19 protein-coding genes, 9 tRNA genes and 2 rRNA genes are annotated in these 24,767 nt (G+C 41.6%); 4 read left to right on the top strand and 26 right to left on the bottom strand.

The genetic code is table 11. The features are described 5' to 3' along the window. Positions 1–8 precede the first annotated feature (8 nt). From J7I90_RS26165 to J7I90_RS26135, 7 genes are all read right to left on the bottom strand, one after another. Complete coding sequence (locus J7I90_RS26165; protein WP_396020120.1) at positions 9–1,367, bottom strand: NAD(P)-dependent oxidoreductase; 1,359 nt, start codon at positions 1,365–1,367, stop codon at positions 9–11. A 711-nt stretch (positions 1,368–2,078) separates the two neighbouring features. Beyond that, entirely contained in the window at positions 2,079–3,344 is a 1,266-nt protein-coding gene (hflX, locus tag J7I90_RS26160; RefSeq protein WP_214774698.1) for a GTPase HflX, read from the bottom strand. 263 nt (positions 3,345–3,607) lie between these two features. Next, positions 3,608–5,731, bottom strand: a complete 2,124-nt coding sequence (locus J7I90_RS26155; RefSeq protein WP_214774696.1) for a heavy metal translocating P-type ATPase — start codon at positions 5,729–5,731, stop codon at positions 3,608–3,610. Further along, complete coding sequence (locus J7I90_RS26150; RefSeq protein ID WP_214774694.1) at positions 5,724–6,095, bottom strand: ArsR/SmtB family transcription factor; 372 nt, start codon at positions 6,093–6,095, stop codon at positions 5,724–5,726. The genes J7I90_RS26155 and J7I90_RS26150 overlap by 8 nt, the downstream gene beginning before the upstream one ends. 475 nt (positions 6,096–6,570) lie before the next feature. Next, positions 6,571–6,771 carry a cold-shock protein gene (locus J7I90_RS26145; protein WP_034304915.1) on the bottom strand — a complete coding sequence of 67 codons (201 nt, stop codon included), beginning with the start codon at positions 6,769–6,771 and terminating at the stop codon, positions 6,571–6,573. Between the two features lie 331 nt (positions 6,772–7,102). After that, a complete protein-coding gene (locus tag J7I90_RS26140) occupies positions 7,103–8,797 on the bottom strand; it encodes a methyl-accepting chemotaxis protein (RefSeq protein ID WP_214774692.1) in 1,695 nt (564 codons plus the stop codon). Between the two features lie 12 nt (positions 8,798–8,809). Next, positions 8,810–9,979, bottom strand: a complete 1,170-nt coding sequence (locus J7I90_RS26135) for an ATP-grasp domain-containing protein (RefSeq protein ID WP_214774690.1) — start codon at positions 9,977–9,979, stop codon at positions 8,810–8,812. 364 nt (positions 9,980–10,343) lie between these two features. Here J7I90_RS26135 and J7I90_RS26130 point away from each other — a divergent pair, with 364 nt between their 5' ends. From J7I90_RS26130 to J7I90_RS26120, 3 genes are read left to right on the top strand one after another with little or no spacing between them, the layout of a single operon-like run. Further along, positions 10,344–12,101: an ABC transporter ATP-binding protein gene (locus J7I90_RS26130; protein ID WP_214774688.1), complete on the top strand. Its 1,758-nt coding sequence runs from the start codon at positions 10,344–10,346 to the stop codon at positions 12,099–12,101. 23 nt (positions 12,102–12,124) lie between these two features. After that, the gene (locus tag J7I90_RS26125) at positions 12,125–12,799 is read left to right on the top strand and encodes a response regulator transcription factor (RefSeq protein ID WP_214774686.1); all 675 of its coding nucleotides are present in this window, start codon (positions 12,125–12,127) and stop codon (positions 12,797–12,799) included. After that, positions 12,796–13,830: a sensor histidine kinase gene (locus tag J7I90_RS26120; RefSeq protein WP_214774684.1), complete on the top strand. Its 1,035-nt coding sequence runs from the start codon at positions 12,796–12,798 to the stop codon at positions 13,828–13,830. Before J7I90_RS26125 ends, J7I90_RS26120 begins: the two co-directional genes overlap by 4 nt. 109 nt (positions 13,831–13,939) lie before the next feature. On the opposite strand, the gene J7I90_RS26115 is transcribed toward J7I90_RS26120, so the two are convergent. The 7 genes from J7I90_RS26115 to sigW form a co-directional block, all read right to left on the bottom strand. Continuing rightward, positions 13,940–14,311 carry an iron chaperone gene (locus J7I90_RS26115; RefSeq protein ID WP_214774682.1) on the bottom strand — a complete coding sequence of 124 codons (372 nt, stop codon included), beginning with the start codon at positions 14,309–14,311 and terminating at the stop codon, positions 13,940–13,942. 313 nt (positions 14,312–14,624) lie between these two features. Continuing rightward, complete coding sequence (glmS, locus tag J7I90_RS26110; protein WP_214774680.1) at positions 14,625–16,427, bottom strand: glutamine--fructose-6-phosphate transaminase (isomerizing); 1,803 nt, start codon at positions 16,425–16,427, stop codon at positions 14,625–14,627. 464 nt (positions 16,428–16,891) lie between these two features. Continuing rightward, positions 16,892–18,241, bottom strand: coding sequence for a phosphoglucosamine mutase (gene glmM, locus J7I90_RS26105; protein WP_101225662.1), 1,350 nt, complete (start codon positions 18,239–18,241; stop codon positions 16,892–16,894). Between the two features lie 56 nt (positions 18,242–18,297). Then, a complete protein-coding gene (locus J7I90_RS26100) occupies positions 18,298–19,665 on the bottom strand; it encodes a CdaR family protein (protein ID WP_214774678.1) in 1,368 nt (455 codons plus the stop codon). Then, on the bottom strand, positions 19,658–20,482 hold the full coding sequence (gene cdaA, locus J7I90_RS26095; RefSeq protein WP_034304935.1) for a diadenylate cyclase CdaA: 825 nt from the start codon (positions 20,480–20,482) through the stop codon (positions 19,658–19,660). The genes J7I90_RS26100 and cdaA overlap by 8 nt, the downstream gene beginning before the upstream one ends. Positions 20,483–20,702: 220 nt before the next feature. Next, positions 20,703–21,326: an anti-sigma factor family protein gene (locus J7I90_RS26090; RefSeq protein WP_048685729.1), complete on the bottom strand. Its 624-nt coding sequence runs from the start codon at positions 21,324–21,326 to the stop codon at positions 20,703–20,705. Between the two features lie 16 nt (positions 21,327–21,342). Further along, positions 21,343–21,906, bottom strand: coding sequence for an RNA polymerase sigma factor SigW (gene sigW / locus J7I90_RS26085; RefSeq protein ID WP_048685727.1), 564 nt, complete (start codon positions 21,904–21,906; stop codon positions 21,343–21,345). 172 nt (positions 21,907–22,078) lie between these two features. Between sigW and J7I90_RS26080 the strand changes: the two genes are divergently transcribed. Beyond that, the gene (locus J7I90_RS26080) at positions 22,079–22,264 is read left to right on the top strand and encodes an aspartyl-phosphate phosphatase Spo0E family protein (RefSeq protein WP_034304941.1); all 186 of its coding nucleotides are present in this window, start codon (positions 22,079–22,081) and stop codon (positions 22,262–22,264) included. 137 nt (positions 22,265–22,401) lie between these two features. Here the strand turns inward: J7I90_RS26080 and rocF are convergent, their stop codons facing one another. The 12 genes from rocF to J7I90_RS26020 form a co-directional block, all read right to left on the bottom strand. Then, the gene (gene rocF / locus J7I90_RS26075; RefSeq protein WP_214774676.1) at positions 22,402–23,304 is read right to left on the bottom strand and encodes an arginase; all 903 of its coding nucleotides are present in this window, start codon (positions 23,302–23,304) and stop codon (positions 22,402–22,404) included. Positions 23,305–23,512: 208 nt separating this feature from the next. After that, positions 23,513–23,588 (bottom strand) — tRNA-Ala (locus J7I90_RS26070). Between the two features lie 21 nt (positions 23,589–23,609). After that, a tRNA-Gly gene (locus J7I90_RS26065) sits at positions 23,610–23,681 on the bottom strand. 3 nt (positions 23,682–23,684) lie between these two features. Next, positions 23,685–23,759 (bottom strand) — tRNA-Gln (locus J7I90_RS26060). A gap of 104 nt (positions 23,760–23,863) precedes the next feature. Beyond that, positions 23,864–23,947: transfer RNA gene (locus J7I90_RS26055), tRNA-Tyr, on the bottom strand. Positions 23,948–23,965: 18 nt separating this feature from the next. After that, positions 23,966–24,041, bottom strand: a tRNA-Thr gene (locus J7I90_RS26050). Between the two features lie 15 nt (positions 24,042–24,056). Further along, positions 24,057–24,132: transfer RNA gene (locus tag J7I90_RS26045), tRNA-Val, on the bottom strand. Between the two features lie 17 nt (positions 24,133–24,149). Further along, a tRNA-Glu gene (locus J7I90_RS26040) sits at positions 24,150–24,224 on the bottom strand. Between the two features lie 33 nt (positions 24,225–24,257). Then, positions 24,258–24,330, bottom strand: a tRNA-Thr gene (locus tag J7I90_RS26035). A 3-nt stretch (positions 24,331–24,333) separates the two neighbouring features. Beyond that, positions 24,334–24,408: transfer RNA gene (locus tag J7I90_RS26030), tRNA-Asn, on the bottom strand. Positions 24,409–24,452: 44 nt separating this feature from the next. Next, positions 24,453–24,568, bottom strand: a 5S ribosomal RNA gene (gene rrf, locus J7I90_RS26025). A gap of 72 nt (positions 24,569–24,640) precedes the next feature. Next, positions 24,641–24,767: ribosomal RNA gene (locus J7I90_RS26020) — 23S ribosomal RNA — on the bottom strand; the annotation flags it as partial.

Genomic DNA, 24,767 nt, shown 5'->3' with positions numbered 1-24,767 from the left:
ATAGTTATTTAAGCAATATCCACCGCTTCGCCCATCAAAATCGAGTCAATTTCATAGGCTGTCTTTTTCCCTTGCTGGGCAGCTGATACAACCATTGCCTCACCTTGGCCTTTTCCGAAGATCACGTCACCGCACGCAAAGATCTTTTCATTCGATGTCCTGTAGGAATCACCCTCCAATGTTACGATGCCATCATCATGTTGAATGCCGAACTGTTCAATCAATCCTACATACCTGGATTGGCCTATGGCACGAATGACGCCATCGACCGGTATGACGAACTCTGATCCGGTAATTTGGACTGGACGGCGCCGGCCATCTTCACCTGCATCGCTAAGCACCATTTTTACGCACTCGATACCCGTTACCTGACCGCTATCATCCGATAGGATCCTGGAAGGGGCAGTTAGCCAGTGAAACCCGACACCTTCTTGTTTGGCAAACTCATATTCAAAATCATAGGCAGTCATTTCCTTTTGGGTACGACGATAAATAATGCTCACCTGTTCGGCGCCCAGGCGAATAGAGCAGGTCGCGGCATCGATCGCCGTGTTTCCAGCCCCAATCACCGCCATCTTCTTCCCAATGAATTTATCAGTGATTGTCCCTGTTTTCGTTGCCTTTACGAACTCGATTGCATCATAAACTTCAGCCAAATCCTCCCCTTCAATCCCAAGCTTAGGGACATCGGACATGCCTATCGCTAAAATGACCGCATCATGGTCGGCAGTCAGCTGATTTGCGGAAACATCCACTCCGACCCGTGTATTCGTTTTAATATCAACATCCAAACTCTTTACTTGTTCTACTTCCCAATAAGAAATGCTCTGAGGTAAACGGAACGATACAATTCCGTAAGTATTTAACCCGCCTGGATTCTTTTCAGCTTCGAAAATGGTTACACTGTAGCCAAGCAAGGCTAACTCCCTTGCTGCAGACAAGCCTGCCGGACCGCTTCCTACAATGGCAACTTTTTTGCCATTCTTTTCCCCGGCCTTGAATAGGGCTTGTTTATTTTGGATGGCCCAATCTGTGGAATAACGCTGGAGATTGCCGATCATGATCGGCTTTGTAGAATGGTTCAGGACACATGCCCCCTCACATAACTCTTCAGTCGGACATACCCGCGCACAGCTGGCACCGACAGGATTGGCCGTCATGATTGTCCTGGCCGACCCTTTAAAATTACCTGAAGCTATCTTCTTGATAAAACCGGGAATGTCTATTCCGGTCGGACAGGCTTGGATACATGGGGCATCATAGCAGTATAAACATCGATTCGATTCTTCAAAAGCTTCCCTTGGGGATAATCCCCTCTCCGCTTCCTGAAAGTTAATCTCTAGACCACCTTTTAACGGGCTCGTCATACTCATCCACTATTTCTCCTTCCAAACATTTATTTTTGAAAAATAAAAAGGGAGGAATTGCGTGCATTCTCTCTACTATCCTCATATTTAAACGATTGAAAGCATTGCCAACATGGTTTCCATCAATTTAATCACCTAACAGGTCATGGCGATTTCCCAGCCAAAAGTCTCTCATTTTGTTTACTATTTTCTCTCTCATTCTCTCACTGGTCACGCCTCGGACCCTGCTTCCTTCTATCACAAAAGCCCCCCCTACTAATCTTAAAAACTCAAATCCTGATGATAAATCGGAGAATTGAGTATTATTTATTCTATAATGTTAAAAAGCAAGATACATTATACAAAGTGTAAAGTATTTCCAGACATTGAATTTGCAATATGTAATATTCATGTTATATTTCCTAACAATAAGTGATAAACCTCGTCATTTTTCTACATCCAAACTTACTTTTCATCATACTTACTGATATTTTTGACTGACTTATTCCGATTACCTGCTTATCAACACTTTGTCCACATAAAAAAAAGCCCAGAAACGAAAATCTTGGTTTCCTGGGTCTTTTCACTTTTATCCACAACTTATTCACATATCATATAGCGTTATTCTCTTTGTTTTTGCAGAACAGAGGCATTTAACCAAAAGTTATCCACATTAACGAATCGACTTTTCCACTTATCAACAACCCATTAACAAATTATCAACAGGCAGGTTCATTCCGGATGTATAACGTATCGTTTATATTTCTCATAATCCGTTTTCTTGCACTCAAGCTTTAATCGATATCCGATTGCCTCATATTCCGTTTCCGTTATATGTCCATTTTCATTGAAATAAGAAACAAGCTGCCCTTGATCAAATGGAATCAGCATTTCACAGTGAGTATAGTCGACAAAAATATGCTTGCGAATTTGATTTATCAGTTCCTCGATGCCAACTTTGTTTTTTGCTGACATATATACAGAGCCACGATTCACCTGAGGGATATCCAACTCGGTAAGGTCCGCTTTATTATACGCAAAGATCGTCGGAATCCCTTTAATGCCTATATCGTTTAAAGTCTTTTCCGTTATCTCCATTTGCTGCTCATGATTAGGATTGGAAAAATCAACAACATGAATCAACAGATCTGCTTCTACCACTTCTTCCAATGTGGATCGGAATGCTTTCACTAGATGATGCGGCAATTTAGACACAAATCCCACCGTATCCGTCAATAAGAATTCCTTTTTATCCGGCAGCGGAATGTTTCGGACTGACGTCTCAAGCGTAGCGAACAGCATATCCTTCTCCAGCACCTGCTTCTCGGCATTTGGATGGAACATCTCAATCAGTGCATTCATGATCGAAGATTTACCAGCATTGGTATAACCGACTAAGGATACGACAGGGACTGCATTCTTTTTCCGCTGTTTCCTCTGCGTTTGCCTGTGTGCAACAAGGTCTTCCAGTTCTTTATTCAAGACACTTATATTTTCCTCGATCCTCCTGCGGTCAAGCTCTAACTGCTTTTCACCTGCACCTTTGTTTGTACCGACCCCGCCGCTCTGACGCCCTAATGACTCCCTTAAACCAACGAGACGCGGGAGCATATATTGCAGCTTTGCCACTTCTACTTGAAGCTGTGCTTCCTTCGTTTTCGCCCGATGCGCGAAAATATCCAGAATCAAGATTGTCCGGTCAATCACCTTGCAATCCATGTCCCTCTCCAGATTACGAAGCTGCGAAGGAGAGAGCTGGTCATTAAAAATGACGACATTAGCTTCTTTATGCTCAACGAGATTTTTCACTTCCTCGATCTTCCCCGTACCGATAAAATGTGATGAGTTCACCCGATGCAAATTTTGTGTGATGGTTCCTGCAACCTCTACGTCACATGCTTCCGTTAAATTGGCCAATTCCTCCATCGAATACTCAAAATCCTTTGAACCGTTGAGATTGACTCCAACCAAGATTGCCCTCTGCTGTAATTCCATCATTTCAAATCCCTTCCGTACATACTTACTCCCTATATTATACTTAAACAAACTGTCATGCCGCCTAAAAGCCAGCCACATTGTAGCCATACCAGACATCGCTTGCATAACGGTTGCTGCCCTTAGCAAAATGTTTTTATTGGACTTCCATTTACTAAAAGATAAAATTAAACAAAATTTTGCAAAGTTTCACATGAAACAATTGGAAAGCCCAAAATAAAAGCTCCCTGGTGCACCTTAAGATGCACCAGGGAGCCCATATTATTCTATTCTTTTATTCTCAATAACCTAAGGCTGTTCAATGTAACTAATAACGTCGCACCCATGTCGGCAAATATCGCCATCCAAAGTGTTAACCAGCCCGGCGCTATCAATAATAAGGCCAGGACTTTAATCACCAATGAGAACGTGATATTCTGCTTAATGATTTTTAATGTTTTGCGGCTTAAGCGGATTGTATAAGGCAGCTTCGATAAGTCATCTCCCATTAAGGCAATATCGGCTGTTTCCAGGGCCGTATCCGTGCCCGCCCCTCCCATTGCGATTCCTACCGTGGAAGCTGCCAATGCCGGAGCATCATTGACACCATCGCCTACCATGGCCACTCGATCGTATTTTTGTTTCCATCGTTTGATGATGGTCAATTTATCCTGCGGCAATAGCTCCGCCTCAATCTCATGAACGCCAGCTGCCGCTCCAATCGCTTTTGCCGTTCCGATATTATCGCCAGTCAGCATGATCGTTTTTTCAATTCCCAAAGCATGCAGTTTCCTAATGGCTTCCTTACTGCTTTCCCTTATTTCATCAGACACCGCGATGAGTGCCAGGAGCTTTACTTGATCGCCAAGCACCATCACCGTTTTCCCAGCATTTTGATAGCCGCTGATTAATTTAAGCACATCATCAGAGAAAACGAAACCTGCCTCTTCCACAAAAAGGTGGGGTTTACCAATGTAATAGATTTCTTGATTAATTTTCCCTTTTATCCCTTTACCGGTAATCGCAGTAAAATCCTCTACCAATAAAGAAGGATAGTCCACATCGCAGGTTTCCGCCTTTTGAAGAATGGCCGTGGCAAGGGGATGCTGTGATCTGCTTTCTAAAGCAGCGGCGATGGCCAGCACTTCCTGTTCATTCAACACATCAGATAACATTTTGAAATCGGTCACCTCAGGTACGCCCTTTGTTAAAGTACCCGTTTTATCAAACGCGATCGCCTTTAAGGCTCCCGCTTCCTCCAAATGGACCCCGCCTTTAATCAGCACACCATGTTTCGCAGCATTTCCGATTGCTGTCACGATGGCGATGGGCGTAGAAATGACCAAAGCACACGGACAGCCGACAACCAGAACAGCCAATCCCCGATAAATCCATTCACTCCAATCCCCGTTCATCACGATCGGCGGTAATACCGCAATGGCCAGGGCAATGAGCATGATGGCCGGCGTATAAAATTTCGCGAATTTATCCACGAAGGCTTGGGAAGGAGCCTTTTCGGCCTGTGCTTCTTCAACAAGGTGGATGATTTTTGCAATCGTCGTATCCTCGACCCGCTTCGTGACCTCCACTTCGAGCAGCCCTTCACCATTTAAGGTTCCGGCAAAAACTTCACCCTCAACCGTTTTAAAAACCGGCTCTGATTCACCAGTAATGGCTGCCTGATTAAGTGTCGAGGCGCCCTTTATGATCCGGCCATCCATTGCAAGCTTTTGACCAGGTTTAACGATCATGATGTCGCCCACTTCAATCTCGTCAACAGCAACCATCATTTCATGATGCCCTCTGCGGATCAAAGCTTCTTTAGGTGCGATGTTCATTAATGATTCGATGGAATTACGTGCTTTATCCATCGAATATTTTTCCAATGCTTCACTTATCGCAAATAGAATGACGACGGTCGCACCCTCGCCCCATTCACCAAGCACGGCCGCCCCGATAATGGCTACCGTCATAAGGGTGTGCATATCAAAGCGAAGCCGTACAAGGTTTTTCAAACCATTGGCAAATAATGAATATCCTCCAACTATGATTGCAGCCGCATAACCGAATACCGGCATGATGTTTCCATCAGCATATCGATTATCCAATATCCAGCTGACCAGCAATAAGATAACCGAAAACAACACTTTAATATTTTCCTTTTGCTTCCAAAACGGTTCTTTTTGAGTTACCTGTTCCTGTTCACCGCGGATCTTCAGGTTATCGAAAGCTCCCGCCTTTTCAATCTGTTCAATGGTCGTGCTGCCCTGTACCGATATCTTCGAGGCGCCAAAGTTGATTTTGGCATCCTTCACACCCTCTAGTTCACGGACATTGTTCTCGAATTTAGCCGCACAATTCGTGCAGGATAGACCCTGGATACGATATGTTTTCATTGGGGATTCAGCCATCGACCCTTACCTCCTGCTGATGTTCTAATGCAATGAGAATCAATTGCTTAATATGGTGATCATCCAAAGAATAAAAAGCCAACTTACCTTCTTTTCGATATTTTACGATTGCATGTTTATAAAGGGTACGAAGATGATGTGACGTCGTCGCCATCGAAGCACCAATGATATTGGCCAGATCGCACACACACAATTCCTCGTCCGTACAGAGCGCATAAGCTACCTTCGCCCTATTTTCATCGCCTATAACCTTAAACAGCTTCGACATGCTGGATATATCCACCTGGCCCATTTCCTCTTGAATGCGATTGACCTTCACTTCATCATGCAGGTGAACATCACATATATCTTTCAGTTCCGTCATCTTCTCACACCTCTCATTCAAATGTTCGTTTGATTATAATATAACATAATTCCCTGAATATTCAAATCCATATTTGAATGATAAGAATCTTTTCCCCTTCCCAAAGTTAATGAAAGTGCCCATATGTTTTTATATGTGGGCCATCGTTTTTTTGTTTCCCTTTTTGCTTACAAAAAAGTCATACTCTCCTCTTCCTGATCTTCAGGCGAAAAAAAAAGAAGCGACATAAATTCCTTTACGCCCCTTCAATCAGTGATTTCAATAATTACCTATCGTTACCTTGATACGTATAATATATTTAATTTAGTATTTTTTAGAAAAACTATGATATACTTAGTCAAACCTTTTTAAGCGTTTTACTTTACTTGTACCATTTACCCTGCTTATCGTTTAGCAGGGTTTTTTGTTATGTATTTTCACAAAACAAAAAAAGACGGACCCTTTAAAAGGGATCCGTCTTTTTTTGTTATTGAAATTATGCTTTTTGAACGTTAGAAGCTTGAGGTCCGCGTTGACCTTGTTCTACTTCAAAAGTAACTTCTTGGCCTTCGTCTAAAGATTTGAAACCTTCGCTTTGGATAGCTGAGAAATGTACGAATACGTCGTCTCCGTTTTCGCGTTCGATGAATCCAAAACCTTTTTCTGCGTTAAACCATTTTACTTTACCTTGTTCCATTGTTGTTGCCTCCTAGTGCATCTAAGCACAATGTATTACTATCCTTGCTCTAAGTCATCATCGAAAACGAAAAGTAGTACTTTTAGTATCCTTAGTACCGAACAAAAATAATTAAGACTAAGCATAACATTAAATGGTAGCGATTGCAAATAGTTTGGGGAAACTTTTTTCCAGCAATTTTTAATACTCTCTCAATTCTATTAAAAATCAAGCAGTAACCAAAGTCGCTATCACTTACAGCCCTCGGTCAACATGAACGCTCACATGCATTACCCCAAACAAAAACCCCTCGTTATAACGAAAGGTTTTTGTAGATGTTTACTTCAAATATTTATTTTTCCGTATTGAACTTTTCTACCATTTCTTCTAAAATCGCCGATTCTTTTGCTAAATCTTCATTTTGTTCCTTCAGTCCAGCCATTATGGTACTTTGTTGAATGGCAGCTGCCGAGATTTGCTCCATTGTTGCGACTCCTTCTTCGGAAATCGCCGCAATTTCCTGTATGGATGCCAGGCTTTCATCCGAAGACTCATTGATTTTTTTCGAATGTACGGCCAATCGTTCTGTGCCTTTCAGCAATTTCTCTACGGATTCGAATATCTTATTGAAAATCTCGCCATTGTTTTCCACTAAGGAGACACCATTTAGTATATCCTGAAAACTCTCATCATTATTTTGGATGACTTTGGCTGTTTGTTCATTAATCCGCATAATCGATTCTGAAATGATATCGATGGATTCATCGGTTTGCACAGCCAATTTTTGCACCTCTTGAGCTACTACGGCAAAACCTCTGCCAGCATCCCCCGCCCGTGCCGCTTCAATGGACGCATTCAGGGACAGCAGGTTCGTTTGGGAAGCAATCACCCTTATTAGGCCAATCACTTCATTTATCTTCACTACATCCTCTTCCAGGCTCACCAAATTGGCTTTATTCGCTTGGCCGTTTTCCATGATTTTATCCATCTGGCTCGTTACATCTTGCACTTGTTGACTCCCTTGTTCAGCAAGTGTATTTGCATGCATCGTAAATTCATTCATTTCATTCGTTTGCTCGTTCATTAAACGGATCGTATCCGTTAAGTCACTGATCATATTGGAAATCCGGTCAATATGATGGGCACGTTCTTCCGAAGCCTTTGCTTCTTCCGTTGTCCCCGTCACTATCTGGCCATAGGATTCCACCATCTCTTCAAAGGATTGCTGAATGGAAACTGTCGTTTGATTCATCGTTTGGGCGTGTTCACGGACATTCTGGATAATATGGGACAAACTTAATCTCATATCTTCGAATCCATTTGACAGATCGCCAATCTCATCCTCTCTGCCAACGGGAATCGATTTACTTAAGTCCCCTTTTGCCATTTCATTCGTGTAACCAACAAGTTCATTGACGGGTCCCGAGATCTTTTTCCCGATGACAACGGCGCATAGCACACCCAATATAACAGCACTTGCAAGAAATAAGATATTATAGAATATCATTGTGCTTTTCAATTCATCAATGAAGCTTGCATCCATATCGATTCCGACAATCGCGTCGGTTCCTTCGATCGGCGTAAAGTACGACTTATGTGTTCCCCACTTATCTTTATATATTTCACTCAAGATGTCTTCGCTTCCATTTATCGATTTTGCCTGTTCCGGTGTGAAGGGGGATTCCACCATATAGTCATCACTGCCGCTCAAGGCTACAATCATGTCGGCATCATTCTCCCGCTTCAAAACATAAACATATTCAATTCCTTCTTTATCTTCAACAAAGGCATCCAGTTTCCGCTTAATCTCTTCGCCCCGTTCGGAAGCTTTGTTTATCAAAGTGGGATTGAGGCTCGCTGCTAAACTGTGGGCATTTTCAGAAAGGCGTTCATCGAATTGCGGAAGGACATTCTCATTGATCATTTTATTAGTAATATAGGAAAAGCAAAGGCCCATGGCCCCTGCGAAAATCACGAAAGGAATAATATAAAACAAGAATAGTTTTGCCAATAGAGATTTTTTAGGATTCAGCTTTGAAAATCTCATTTCCATGCCCCCTTAGTTGAAAACCAGTTGTTTTATAGTCAAATATGGTATTAAATCCAAATGAAGCAATTGGAGATTTTCATTTAAATCCTCACTTCTATAAAAGATGATGGCCATGCTCCGGTCATTTTGAAAAGGAAGCTGCCTATATTCCAAAACCTGCTCGAATTCATGACAAAGTCCATCATGATCAATGCGTGCAACATCTTCCGGATTTATTTCAAGCGGAACCTCTGCAAAGAAAAAGCTATATATTCGATTGTCCATCTCTTCCAATATCCGATTCCAATCGGGTTTCGTTCCTGAAAAATAGTGTTCATACATATTCATTCCATAGGCATGGTAACCTAGATCCGTTGTACCCGCCCCAGCAAAACGCAGGGGATTGATTTCGATGGGTATCACCCGGTTTCCCTTTTTGCGGATTTCAAAGTGTACAGGATAATTCCTAAGCGGAAGTACCCTTTGGATATTCTTCATGAACTTCAATGCATCATGATAGATTTCATCAATGGCCAACTTCGAAGTATAATAAATTCGATCGGAAGTATCGTATTCATCCTTGAATAATCGTTTGAAGACATTCAAAATGACCGGTTCACCATCTTGATTGTAATAACCATCAATGGCATACTCTTCACCCTGAATCCACTCTTCTATTAAAACGGTCTGGGAACCGACCACTTCTGAATCATATAATCCATCCGAATGAAGTAAATCCGCTTTAAGCTGGTTCACGGCCATATCCCAATCCTGTTCATTCTTTACTTTGTGCACACCTACACTTGAATAGCCAATATTGGGTTTGATAACTACCGGAAATGGTATTTGATTTTTATCCAGCTCACTTATCATGGATAAATCGATATCTTGGAAATAGAAATCAGGATATAAAGATTTCGTCAAATTTCGTACCTGACTCTTATCCTTCAATAACTTTGACCAAATGTATTCATTGCTATTCGGTTGAAAATGACCTAATAGTGTTATGCCATTTTCAGAGTTTGTAAGAATTCTTTTGTCCTTTTCCATGGACTTGAAAAATTCTGTATCCTTTTGAATGTTTAGCTTTTCTGATGTTAATGTGTCTCCCCATTGCCCTTGTTCCAATACTGGAATTTGCTGTTCCTCTAACACCTTTAGAAGAATTGGCGACACAATGGACTCATTCAAAATAATCATTTTTTCCACCTAACTTATACTGTTTTTTGTATCTCCATATTTAATCGGTTAAAACCGGTAAGTTTTTAGCCTATATAGGTATTTATTATTAAAAATGAAATAAAAATCAAGATATCACTATATCTTTTTACCTATAAGTCATAGACTTGAGATCCTTACACATATTCCTTACCGTTAACCATCGAATATTTAATTTCCTTGTATCTTCATGAAAAAAAGCCGACACTATTTTAAGTGTCTGCCACATTTTTTTCATCATCATTCAGAAAAGGTCTCACCAAAATTTTTGTGGGTTAACTAAGACTCGTTCATATTCAATTCATAACTTCTTTATATACTTCTCTGTAATGAAAATCGAGAAAGGATGTATTTACATATGTCAGAAGCAAAAAAACAAAAAGGATGGCGCCAGTTCATTCGATTGGTCCAACAAACGAAGCCTTCCAAACTAATGATAGGGATTGCATTAGCATTAAGCCTAGGCACAACAGGTGTAGCTTTATTAGTCCCATTATTCACAAAAAATCTAATCAATGATTTTTCAGTCAGTTCACTAAACGCTGAAAGAATCACACTTCTCGTTGTTGCCATCATTGTTCAAGCATTGGCCAGTGGATTTTCCATCTATTTATTAAATCGGATCGGTCAATCCGTAGTGGCAGGTATCCGCGATCAACTATGGAAAAAATTACTCGTATTACCCATTAGTTATTTTGATGATCATCCATCGGGAGAAACAGTCAGCCGAATGACAAATGATACAACTGTAGTGAAGGGATTAATCTCTGAACATCTCTCTAATTTCGTTACAGGAATCATTTCCATCGTAGGTTCCATGATCGTATTATTCGTACTCGATTGGAAAATGACATTATTGATGTTCACCGCAATTCCACTCTCTGTTTTGATATTAATGCCGCTAGGGAAAAAAATGCACAAAATATCTAAAGGGATGCAGGACGAGACAGCAAGCTTCACCGCAGTCCTTCAGCAGGTTCTAACGGAAATACGTCTTGTTAAAGCATCTAATGCAGAAGATTCGGAATATCAAAATGGCCAAAAAGGAATTCAGAAATTATTTCAATTCGGATTAAAAGAGGCAAAAATCCAAGCGTTGATTGCGCCGCTAATGAGTTTTGTCATGATGGCATTACTCGTCCTGATTTTAGGATATGGGGGAATGCGTGTTTCTTCAGGGGCCCTGACTGCTGGAGCTCTAGTTGCATTCATCATGTATCTTTTCCAAATAATCATGCCAATGGCTCAATTAGCCAGTTTCTTTACACAATTCCAAAAAGCAACGGGTGCAACAGAGCGCATCATTTCCATTCTGGATTCTGCGGAGGAAGAAGATGCGAAGCAGCCCGTTCAAAATATGAGTCAATCCATCAGCGTGGATCACCTGAACTATAGTTACAATAATGGAGAACAGGTACTTAAAGATATAAGCTTTAACGTTGAGGCCGGTAAGGTCACTGCAATAGTCGGCCCGAGCGGAAGCGGAAAAACGACCCTTTTTTCATTATTCGAGCGTTTCTACAAACCACAGGAAGGGTCCATATCCATAGGTGGGACATCCATAAATGACTTCACCCTGCTTTCATGGAGAAGCCAGATTGGATATGTTTCACAAGAAAGCCCGATTGTATCCGGTACAATTCGAGATAATATTTGTTATGGCATCGATCGGGATATAACAGATGAAGAATTAAATCAAGTGGCTAAAATGGCGTATGCAGATCAATTCATTTCTGAGCTTCCGAACGGATATGATACAGAGGTCGGTGAAAGGGGCATGAAATTATCAGGCGGTCAAAGACAAAGAATTGCAATCGCCCGTGCATTTTTAAGAAATCCGAAAATATTAATGCTGGATGAAGCTACCTCCAGCCTGGACAGCAAATCAGAAAAAGTGGTTCAACAGGCATTAAATCATTTAATGAAAGGAAGAACAACAATAGTCATCGCCCACCGCCTATCGACCGTTATCGGTTCAGATCAAATCATCTTCCTTGAAAAAGGGAAAATAACAGGCAGCGGAACACATAAAGAGCTATATAATACGCACTCATTATATCGCGAATTTGCCCAACAGCAGTTGCACAAGCTTGACCTGGCCTAATTCGCCGAAAGGAAAGAAGAAGGATGACAAAAATATTGATAGTCGATGATGATGCACATATCCGCGAACTTATAAACCTGTTGTTAAGAAAAGAAGGCTTTGATCTATATGAAGCCTCAGATGGAATGCAAGCATTGAAAGTAATGGAAAAAGTGAAAATCGATTTGGCAGTCATCGATATTATGATGCCTAACATGGATGGATGGCAATTATGCAAAGAGTTACGGGAATTTAGTGATATCCCCATTTTAATGCTGACTGCAAAAGGGGAAACAACACAAAAAGTAAAAGGATTCGGGTTTGGGGCAGATGATTATCTTGTAAAGCCATTTGAACCGATCGAATTGGTTCTTAGAATAAAGGCTTTATTAAAACGGTATAAAATCACTATTTCACAAACATTAAATATCGGCGAATTAAAAATGAATCGCAACACGCATGAAATGTCATTCAAAGAACAGGCATATACGATTCCATTAAAAGAATTCGAATTGCTGTTTAAATTAGCAAGCTATCCTGGAAAAACTTTTTCCAGGGAAGATCTTATCGAAGACATTTGGGGCTATGATTATGAAGGTGATGAACGGACTGTCGATGTTCATATAAAAAGAGTGAGGGAACGGTTTCCCGAATCGGATTTCCCCTTCCGGATTAAAACGATCTGGGGATTGGGCTACCGTTTGGAGATAACGAGATGAGAGGCAATCGATTTTTCAAAAAAATGCTTGGCATGCTGTTTTTTGTAACGTTTATTTCAATTTCCTTTTCCGCCGGGTACTATATCATTGAGCTTTTGCCCTTAAGGTTAACCGATTATGTTCGCTATCTGGCTACAATCGTGACAAGCATCGCAATCATGATATTAATTGGTCACCTTATCCATGCTATCCATCATAATAAACGGGTAAATATTTACCTCGAGATCATAGATGCCTTAAGGAAAATAGCAAATGGCGATTATAATGTACAACTGGATTTTAATATGGACAAGAGAAACGAAATGACCGACATCATTAACCACTTCAATCACATGGCCAAGCAATTGAAGCAAATGGAAGAAATGCGGCAGGAGTTCATCTCTAATGTCTCACATGAAATACAGTCGCCTCTTACCTCCATTGTAGGATTTGCCCAAGCACTTCAAGTTAATATGCTGACAATCGAAGAACGAAATCATTATCTTAATATAATAGAAACAGAGAGCAGGAGATTATCCAAATTAAGCGATAACCTTCTAAAGCTTACATCCCTTGAATCTGAGCATCATCCTTTTGATAGGACAGATTTCCGGCTGGATCAGCAAATAAGGACCATTATTTTGGCTTGTGAACCCGCTTGGTTGGACAAAGAACTCGAATTGGACATATCCCTAGAAAAGATTCGAATAGTTGGAGACCAGGATTTGATGAGCCAAGTATGGACAAATTTAATACACAATAGCATCAAATTCACCGGCCATCGCGGAAAGATCTCGATTCGATTACAACAGATTGATAGCCTGGCATCCATAACGATATCCGACAATGGAATCGGCATTTCCGAAACAGACCAGTTCCATATTTTCGAGCGATTCTATAAAGCCGACCTGGCAAGGGAACGTTCAAAAAGCGGCAGCGGTTTAGGGCTATCGATCGTAAAAAGGATTATAGAGATGCATGAAGGGACCATATCCGTAAAAAGCGAACTCGAAAAGGGAACTACTTTTACGATTCTGCTTCCTATTTCGTGAGGTTTTTTGATCTTAAAATTTATTTTAAATCATAGGTAATAAAAAACAGCTGCAATGGCAGCTGTTTTTTAAATCTATTTGTTGGTTTTCACCCTTAATAATCATTTTTTTATTTCCGCCAAAAAGTTGAACAGTCTGCCTTATCAAAAATATTATACTCTATCATTTTCTCAAGTAATGGGTAATCAACCGGACTGTCCCACTTGATACGTACCAACTGCTTGGTGTGATCATAGCCAGCCTGCACGATTTCATCAGAGAAATGATCGATCCCTGCCTTTTCAGGGGCAACAGCCAAATGATGTGTGGCTACGCTAAAGCCAATGATATATGTGTCATGATCGGTAAACATAGGCTGATTCCACGCAATCTTCGACATTAGATTTGGAAATTTCTTAGTTACCCAAGCCAGGACTTCTTCCGTTCGTTCCCTATGTTGCGGGTTATCGATATTCGCTAAAAATTCTGCAAAGACTTCCATGCTATTCTCTCCTAAATAAAAAAATTTTTATGAAGACTTCATTTTCAACATCCCCTAAATTCAATACGGGTTTCTTTCAACAATGTACCATCGGAAGATCATTAACATTGCTCTAAATGCCATGACTACCTACTGATGGATTTGATAGACTGCATTACACTGCCACCGATTCTTATTACCTCGGTCTTCTAATCCACTTGTCAACTTGGGAGGTTCCCGTTGTTTTAAATATAAAAAATACCCCTTTGGCTAATCATAGCCAAAGGGGTAAAGCTTCGCAACTTTTCATAATCTACATTGCATTCATTCCCACTTACTCAACCGTTACACTTTTCGCAAGGTTACGCGGTTTATCCACGTCACATTCGCGGTGCAAGGCTGCGTAGTAGGCAATGAGCTGCAGCGGGATAACAGAGATAAGGGGTGTTAATAGTTCATTCACTTCCGGGATGACGAAACGATCATCCTCTTCTTCCAGACCCTTCATGGAAATGATGCAAGGGTTGGCGCCACGGGCAACCACTTCCTTCACATTACCACGGATGCTTAGGTTGACGCCTGCTTGAGTAGCAAGGGCTATGACAGGTGTACCTTCTTCAATCAAGGCAATCGTTCCATGTTTAAGCTCTCCGCCAGCAAAGCCTTCCGCCTGGATGTAAGAAATCTCCTTCAGCTTAAGGGCCCCTTCAAGTACAACATAGTAGTCAAGTGAACGGCCGATGAAGAAGCAGTTTCTCGTAACGGACAAATATTCACGGGCGATGTCTTCCATCTCTTCTTTCGAATCACATAGGGCTTCCATGGCCGTCGCAACGATTCCAAGCTCTTTTACAAGGTCGAAACCATACTCCATGTTACGGAATTGGCCAGTTACATTTGCCAAGATTGATAAGACTGCCACTTGAGCTGTGTAGGCCTTTGTAGAGGCAACGGCAATTTCAGGGCCAGCATGCAGCAAGAGCGTATAATCCGCTTCACGTGACAATGTAGAGCCAGGTACGTTCGTGATGGTCAGGGCTTTATGACCAAGCGCTTTGATGGACACTAATACGGCACGGCTATCTGCAGTTTCACCACTTTGTGAAATGAAGATGAATAACGGTTTTTTCGATAATAACGGCATATTGTAAGTGAATTCCGATGCGACATGGACCTCAACCGGAATTTCAGTCATTTTTTCGATGAATTGCTTACCAATCAACCCTGCATGATAGCTGGTTCCGCAAGCGATGATATAAATACGGTCAGCCTCACTTACGGCTTCAGTAATATTATAGTCGATTGCAAGTTTACCTTCTTCATTTTGGTATGCTTGAATGATTTTACGTATTACCGCTGGCTGCTCGTCGACTTCCTTGAGCATATAGTGAGGATACGTACCTTTTTCAATATCACTTGCATCAAGTTCAGCCGTGTAAGGAGCACGCATGACTTCTTCGTTGGAAAGGTTCTTGATCGTTACCTTTTCATTTGTCACGATAACCATTTCCTTATCCATCAGTTCAAGGAATTGATCTGTGACTTGCAACATCGCCATTGCATCCGAAGCGACAACGTTAAAGTCTTTTCCGACGCCGATCAGCAGCGGGCTTTTATTTTTGGCGACTAAGATGGTTTCATCATTTTCAGCATCCAATAGGGCAATTGCATATGAACCCTCTAATAGAGTGAGTGTTTGACGGAACGCCTCTTCCACTTCCATGCCCTCGTTAACGAACTTCTCTATGAGTTGAACGATGACTTCCGTATCCGTTTCACTTTTAAAGGCAACATCCTTCAAATATTCACGTTTTAGAATCGCATAGTTTTCAATGACCCCATTATGAACTAAAGTCAATCGACCTGAATTACTTTGGTGCGGATGGGCATTTTCACGGCTTGGCACACCATGGGTGGCCCAGCGCGTATGTCCAATTCCGGTTTGTGCCATAGTATTTTCATCCACGGCTGCTCGTAAGTCCGCGATTCTTCCCTTTTCCTTAAAGATTGTCACGCCTGCTTCATTTCTCACAGCAATCCCTGAAGAGTCATAACCGCGATATTCAAGTTTTTCAAGACCTTTTAATAAAATTTCCTTTGCATCGTTAAGTCCAATATATCCAACAATTCCACACATAATTTCTGTTCCTCCAACCGATTCGAGGGAACAGGAATGCACGGGGGCATCCCTGCCCCCTCATCTCTAATATATTTTTATAAAGGAAATGCCCTAAAGCACTTTTTCCCATTGTGCATTTCCAACCCTTTGTGCAGTAAGTTGCCCTACTGTTTTAAGATTGGAATTATTGCGGCTGTGCACTTCAGCCGGGAGGTATCCGCCGATCATTCGATAAACCTCCTCCTCGTCAACTAAGCCATTTCTCGTCCAGACTTAGTTCAGGCGCTTTTGTGAATCCTTTTCTCCTTGCCTACCCTCCTTTTTAAAACAACCATTTTCAAGAAAATGAGTTGTAAATCAGGATAATCATACCTTAAATAAGGGACATAGGTCAATTCTTTATTACCAAGACCTGCGAAAAAGAACTTCTTTATAAAAATATGCATAAAAGGAAATTTCGTTCCTTTTATGCATAGGATTGGTTATTCGTTTATTCCCATTTCCGCTCTTACAACTGCGACGATGCGATCTACATAATTAGTGCATTCCTCAACTGTCGGTGCTTCAGCCATAACACGGACTAGCGGTTCAGTACCGGATGGTCTCACCAAAATACGGCCATTTCCGTTCATTTCCCCTTCAACAGCCTTGATGACTTCCTGTACCTTTTCATTATCGGTTACAGCGTGTTTATCGGTAACTCTGACATTGATCAGCGTTTGTGGATATTTCTTCATCTCGCCAGCAAGCTCCGATAAGGTTTTTTGGGTATCGCTCATGATGTTCACAAGCTGTAGACCCGTCAATAGGCCATCACCTGTCGTGTTATAGTCCAGGAAGATGATATGTCCGGATTGTTCACCGCCAAGGTTATAGCCGCCTTTTCGCATCTCCTCGACCACATAGCGATCTCCCACTGCCGTCTGGGCGCTTTGTATGCCATGCTCTTCAAGACCTTTATAAAAACCAAGGTTACTCATGATCGTAGAAACCACTGTTCCCTGTTTCAGACGGTTATTTTCTTTCAAGTATTTCGCACAGATATACATGATTTGGTCGCCGTCCACTATATTCCCTTTTTCATCTATGGCAATGACACGGTCACCGTCACCATCGAAAGCAAGTCCAACATCCGCACCTTTTTCTTTTAAGAATTCAGCAAGTGCTTCAGGGTGGGTGGAACCTACCTTATCATTAATGTTCAAGCCATTGGGCGATGCCCCCATTGTAGAGATGTCTGCATCAAGATCTGCAAACAGATGCATGGCCAAGGCAGATGTGGCCCCATGTGCACAATCAAGAGCAACATGTATGCCTGTAAAGTCTTCATCCACTGATTGTTTCAAGTACTGGAGATACTTTTGCCCTCCTTCGAAATAATCGTTCAAATGGCCTAAATCTCCGCCAACCGGGCGTGGAAGTTCATCCTTTTCCATATCTAATAGTGCTTCAATTTCCGCTTCTTGATCATCGGATAACTTAAACCCATCCGGTCCAAAGAATTTAATGCCATTATCCGCTACCGGATTATGCGAAGCGGAAATCATGACACCTGCTTCAGCACTTAAGGCCTTTGTTAAATAGGCTACTCCCGGTGTCGAAATGACACCCAGGCGCATCACTTCAGCCCCAATGGATAAAAGACCTGCAACAAGCGCACCTTCCAGCATTTCACCTGAAATACGAGTATCGCGTCCTATAAGCACTTTGGGTTTTTCTGTATTTCTAGTAAGGACGTAGCCACCAAAACGGCCTAGTTTAAATGCCAACTCCGGTGTTAACTCGCTATTCGCTATACCCCTTACTCCGTCTGTTCCAAAATATTTACCCATCTTTATCGCTCCTTCTTCGAATCGTTACTGAATTTAATGATGATGTTAAAGGAAGGTCATGTCTCTTCGTCTTTTTGTGTGATGGTGACCGAAACCGTTTTAGAATCCAGTTCCCATTCCACTCCCTCAGGCACTGTTACCGCCAGATCCACATCATGCGTACCTTCATCTAAATTACTCACATCTACTGTAAGATTAATGTCGTCTTTAGTTATTTTCTTCAAATCATCCGCATCACCAAGCAAAGTGATGCTGGTTACATCGGATTCCAATTCGGCATCTTGGTCATCCCGTATGCCCACAGGAACTATTTGTATATTGTTGAAAGTTTTGGACTCAACGGCAGCCGGTTCATCTTCTTCTTCTGGTTCTGGTTTTTCTTCGACTACTTGTTCTTCTTGTTTTTGTTCGGTTTCTGGTTCTTCCTCTTCCACGACTGGCTCTGCATTCTCTTCATCTACATCAACTTTTTCTGTACGAATCTTGACCTTCGCCTTACCCAAGGACATTTTTTGTACACTATCCGGTTTATTAAGATCGAGTTCCAGTTCTGTATCACCATCAATTTTCGAGATATTTACAGGAAGATTTATTTCATCTATTTTCTCCAGGCTCGTCTCCGAACCAAATAAGGTGACCTCTTTTGGATCGACACTTATACTCGTGATCCTGATTCCATCCTTTGCCTTGCCGGTTTGCTTCGGTGCTATCGACACCGTCTTGGAAGGAATGCTCACTTTTAAGGAAACGGCAACAGAAGATGGCTCGATCGTCACATCCAGCTTATTCAAATCCCTGTCCAAGGCTTTAACGGTTGCCTTGCTGTTCACCGTTTCGTTAAGTCCCTTACTTATTTCAAGGTTTGCCTTTACATAGGAAATTTGTTCAATTGCATCTTTAGCACCCGTTATTTTAACAGTTTTCGGGCTGACTGTTGGCTGACCAGCTGTATACCCCTCTTCAAGTAAAGAGCTGTTATACTCGGCCTCAACGGAGAATTCCTTCGTCACCCGTTCCTGAACGTTGACTTCCGCATATTCCGGATCGATCGTCGCCACTAACTTTTCATTCAAATCACTTATTTTAAATGTGACAGTTCTGTCCCCCATTGAGATTGCAGGATCAGAAAGGTCTACATACACTTTAAAATCCCTTTGATTTTTCGCATTAATCAATAGGCTTTTTGCTCCCTTTAGAGTAACATCAACTGTTTCAGGCACCCCGCTCACCACTAGATTCTCACGGTCATAGTACACTTCAACCGGTACATTTTCGATGGTCTCCGTACTGATTTCAGGGGCAGTCGATAAACCAAGGGATTTTTTATCCGACTCCATCTCAAAGTTAATAGAAATGAACAAAAGTGCTGCCAAGGCAAAAGCTACGATTCTCATAAACCAAGCGCTATTGGTGAATTTATCCATTCTTTTTCCCCCTCCAGTTAAAGATGCTTGAGGAAGTTGATTTGATATTTTCCACTACCAGTTCACTTGTAAGCATGGCCCTAAATGATTCTTGATTCAAATCCCGGTAAAGTTCCCCGTTTTTAGTGACGGATATTCCTCCCGTTTCTTCTGATACGACAATCGTCAGACTATCCGTAACTTCACTCATGCCTATGGCTGCCCTATGCCGTGTGCCAAGTTCCTTTGATATGAATGGACTCTCTGATAATGGCAAATAGCAAGCGGCGGCTGCCACCTGGTTATTTTGTAAAATAACTGCGCCATCATGGAGCGGCGTATTAGGGATGAAAATATTAATGAGCAGTTCTGAAGAAATATAGGATTTCAGGGGTATCCCCGTTTCAACATAATCCCCCAGCTCCGTACCTTTTTCTATCGTAATCAAGGCACCAATCCGCCTTTTTGCCATATAGGTGGACGCCTTTAGGATTTCCTCGACTAAACGCTCTTGCTGATTCTCTTCTGGAACGGTGCCCCTTGCAAAGAGCTTCCCGCGTCCTAATTGTTCAAGTGCCCTTCTCAGTTCAGGTTGAAAAATGACGAGAATAGCCAATACTCCCCAATTCATGACTTGTGCCATTAACCATCCGAGTGTATTGAAACCAAACAGGTTGCTTAAGCTTTTTACAATGACAATTACAAAAATTCCTTTTAGCAGCTGAATAGCCTTCGTGCCTCGAATAATAGTTAACAATTTATATATCACAAACCATACAAGGAGAATATCAATGAAATTTACTACATAGTCCCAAACAGTCAAATTGGTTAAAGACATGTTGTTTCCTCCAGTCAGTATTACTCCAAATACCAATTACAATCTTTATTTACAATAACCTTAATAGTATACCATTTTTTAAATGATTCATCTAAAAACTAGTGTGAGAAATTTACACAGGAAAAAAGAACCATTAAAAATGGTTTCCCTTCCTTAAAAAAATAAAGCTGGGCGAAGTCATCGTAAATCAAAAACGATGCCCCTGCCCAGCTTCTATTCCTTATTCTTTTTTCTCCTCTTTAGCAGGAACCAACGAGGTTGCAGTGTCCTTCACTTTATACCACATCCACTCAAAAGCTTGGTCAATAACATGGATGCTTCCAGTCACATTCCCTGCTTTAGACATATACTTATGCCCATTTATGACTGTCACATCTCCCTCTACTTCACCATCTATTTGAATATTACCATTTTGAACTACCACATTTCCCTTGATTGTCTCACCCTCAGGCACAATCACCGTTTCACCTTCGACCACTAAGTTAGGCTGCTTTGATACTGAAAAATGTTCGTCCTGATTATAAGTGGAAAAAACAGATCCTGTCATCAATATGATGAACATCGCTGCCGCTGTCATGAAAGGATGGCTTTTGAACCAACGTTTGGCACCTGTTGTTTTCGTTTCCTTTGGCAATTGAGCCATAACCTTCGCTGTAAAGTCATCCGGGGCCTTTATATGGGAAGTGCTTTGTACAAGAGCGACCGCCTTTTTCATTTCATGAAAGTAATCCCGGCATTCAGCACAGTCATGCAAGTGCTCCCGTAAAACTTCTTTATGCTCCGGTTTGATGTCCTCATCTAAATAATCATGCATATATTCAATGATTTCCTCATGGCAGTTCATTTTTCTCACCTTCTTTTTATAAATGGCGTAGTTGTTTACGCAAGGCTTCGCGACCGCGATGTATCCTCGTCTTAACCGTACCGACCGGCAAATCGAGTATCTCACTGATTTCCTTTAGAGATAACTCTTCAATATACTTCAATACGATTACCGATCGGTATTTCTCGGGCAATTTCATTATCTCCACTTGAATGGTTTCCTGCAGTTCTAATGATTCAACCTCTTCCTCGGGTTTCGCCATATCCGATGCAATTTGGGAATACATATTCAATCCCTCTGTTCCTGCCACCTCTGCATCGAGATAGTAGTCCGGTTTTTTCTTTCGAAGCCGGTCAATACAAAGATTGGTCGCAATCCGATATAACCATGTAGAAAATTTCATTGTTATATTGAAACTTCGAATGTTCACGTAGGCCCTTACAAAGGCCTCTTGAGCCAAATCTTCTGCTTCTTGCCTGTTTCCGAGCATCCTGAAACATATTTGGAAAACTTTGTCCTTGTAAATTTCGACAATTTCCCCAAAGGCATTATGGTCTCCTTTTAATACTTGATTAATTCTCTCTTTAATGAGTGCATCCATTTTCCGGTATTACCCCCGCTCATGCGGCTATACGATTACTACGAATCGTAAGCTGAAAGGTTTCAAAAATTTAATACATTAATTTTAACAAAGTTTTACATTTTATGTTTAAGAAAAAAAAAACAGGGCTATATAGTAAGAAATTGTAAAATTCAAAGGAGTGATTCTCTATATGAGTACTGAACAAATTTTAGACCATATTGAACAATGCAGACAGAAAATGATGTTTTTGGCTTCCCGTTCTTCGATGGTGGATAATGAAGTTATTGAAGTTAGCAGCAAACTGGATTCTTTAATCATTCAATACATCCATTTAACTAAAAACGGAGATCTCATGGACAGACGTGCTCTCAAGTGAATATGGATACAAGATTGCATCCATTTATCTATAGATATGTTTCTGTTACATACACCCTGGTAAATGAACCTACGTCTTCTAGCATATAAAAAACAGTAACCCATTACAAGCCGGTTACTGTTTCTTTTAATTATTAGTTATAATAATTTTTCTCCAAATAGCGAACCCATTAAGGCCACGGCAACGATTGCCGTTTTATTTCGCTCATCTAAAATGGGATTCACTTCAACGAATTCAGCGGATGTAATCAAGTTGGATTCCGCAAGCATTTCCATGGCCAAATGACTTTCCCGATAACTTATACCACCAATTACCGGTGTCCCGACTCCGGGTGCATCTGCTGGGTCCACTCCATCCAAATCCAGTGAAAGGTGGACGCCGTCCGTTCTTTCCCTTAAATAATCCATGCATTCTTCCATGACCCGTGTCATTCCCATCCGGTCGATCTCATGCATCGTGAATACTTTAATCCCTTTCTCACGGATAAGTTCCTTTTCCCCTTCATCCAATGACCTCGCTCCAATGATTACGATGTTTTCAGGTTTCACTTTTGGAGCAAAACCATGAATATTAATCAGGTCCGGATGACCAATTCCAATACTGACAGCTAAAGGCATCCCGTGTATATTTCCTGATGGTGAAGTTTCTTCCGTATTTAAGTCGCCATGTGCGTCGTACCAAATCACACCTAAATTCTTATAGTGCTTCGAGACTCCTGCCAGTGTGCCTATCGCTATTGAATGGTCTCCCCCCAATACAAGCGGAAAGGAACCTTCTTCTATTATTTCATCAACTCTTGCAGCTAACTGGGTGTTACCTTTTGCTACAAGCTGTAAGTTTTTTAAATTTGTTCCGGGTTCATCTGCATTTTCAGGACGCCCTACAATTATATCCCCTAAATCCTCTACTTCTATATTCAACTTTTCAAGACGCTCGACAATCTCTGCGCAGCGGATGGCACTAGGTCCCATATCCACCCCTCGCCTTGCTTGACCAAGGTCCATAGGCAATCCGATGACGGAAATTTTCTGAATAGACATACAATTCCCCCTTCCATCATTTTATATCGTATATGCCAATTGGTTCAACTCGACATTTCCATGTATAAAGATGCACGTGTTCTGATTACATATGTTTTTTTGTGAAAAAATATCTTTCTGGGAATTAGTTTACCCAACTATGCCATAAACAAAAAAAAGTCTTAAACCATTTTTGGCTTAAGACGTAAGTTTTGGTGTATGTAGTTGATGGTGGAGCCTAGCGGGATCGAACCGCTGACCTCCTGCGTGCAAGGCAGGCGCTCTCCCAGCTGAGCTAAGGCCCCTAAGGAATTTAAAATATATTAAGCGGAAGACGGGATTCGAACCCGCGACCCCAACCTTGGCAAGGTTGTATTCTACCACTGAACTACTTCCGCAAATGGCTGGGCTAGAAGGGATCGAACCTTCGCATGACGGAATCAAAATCCGTTGCCTTACCGCTTGGCTATAGCCCAATATATGTTATGCAATGATTAATGTACAACAAAATAAAAAGGTGGTAATCATATATTTCCCCAATACAGAGAATATATAACTGATCCACAGGATTTTATTAAAATGGTGGAGGGGGGCAGATTCGAACTGCCGAACCCGAAGGAGCGGATTTACAGTCCGCCGCGTTTAGCCACTTCGCTACCCCTCCGCAATATATGGTTGTAAATGGTGCCGGCAAGAGGACTTGAACCCCCAACCTACTGATTACAAGTCAGTTGCTCTACCAGTTGAGCTACACCGGCAAGTAAAGAATATAATGGTGGAGGATGACGGGATCGAACCGCCGACCCTCTGCTTGTAAGGCAGATGCTCTCCCAGCTGAGCTAATCCTCCGAATTAATGATTTAAAATGGTGACCCGTACGGGATTCGAACCCGTGTTACCGCCGTGAAAGGGCGGTGTCTTAACCGCTTGACCAACGGGCCGAACTGTTTTTTTTGTTCATAGATAGATTGGGAAGCTCCCAAGCGGATTCGAACCGCTGACCTCTTCCTTACCATGGAAGTGCTCTACCTACTGAGCTATGGAAGCATATGGCTCCGCAGGTAGGACTCGAACCTACGACCGTTCGGTTAACAGCCGAATGCTCTACCACTGAGCTACTGCGGAATAATATAATGTTTCCTAAAACCCATTAAAGATTTAAATGAACAGCCTGGCAACGTCCTACTCTCACAGGGGGAAACCCCCAACTACCATCGGCGCTGAAGAACTTAACTTCCGTGTTCGGAATGGGAACGGGTGTGACCTCTTCGCCATCATTGCCAGACTATATTCATTTTTGAAGAATTCATTCCTTCAAAACTAGATAATAAGAAGGTATTTCATTTTTTAAAAAGCGTTGGTTAAGTCCTCGATCTATTAGTATCAGTCAGCTCCACATGTCACCATGCTTCCACCTCTGACCTATCAACCTGATCATCTTTCAGGGATCTTACTAGCTTGCGCCATGGGAAATCTCATCTTCA

Origin of the sequence: Bacillus sp. ISL-57 (genome assembly GCF_018613135.1) — a bacterium.
GTDB classification, from domain to species: Bacteria; Bacillota; Bacilli; order Bacillales; family DSM-1321; genus Peribacillus; species Peribacillus frigoritolerans.
The sequence above is the reverse complement of the archived record's forward strand: the minus strand, read 5'-3'. Positions and strand labels throughout refer to the sequence as shown.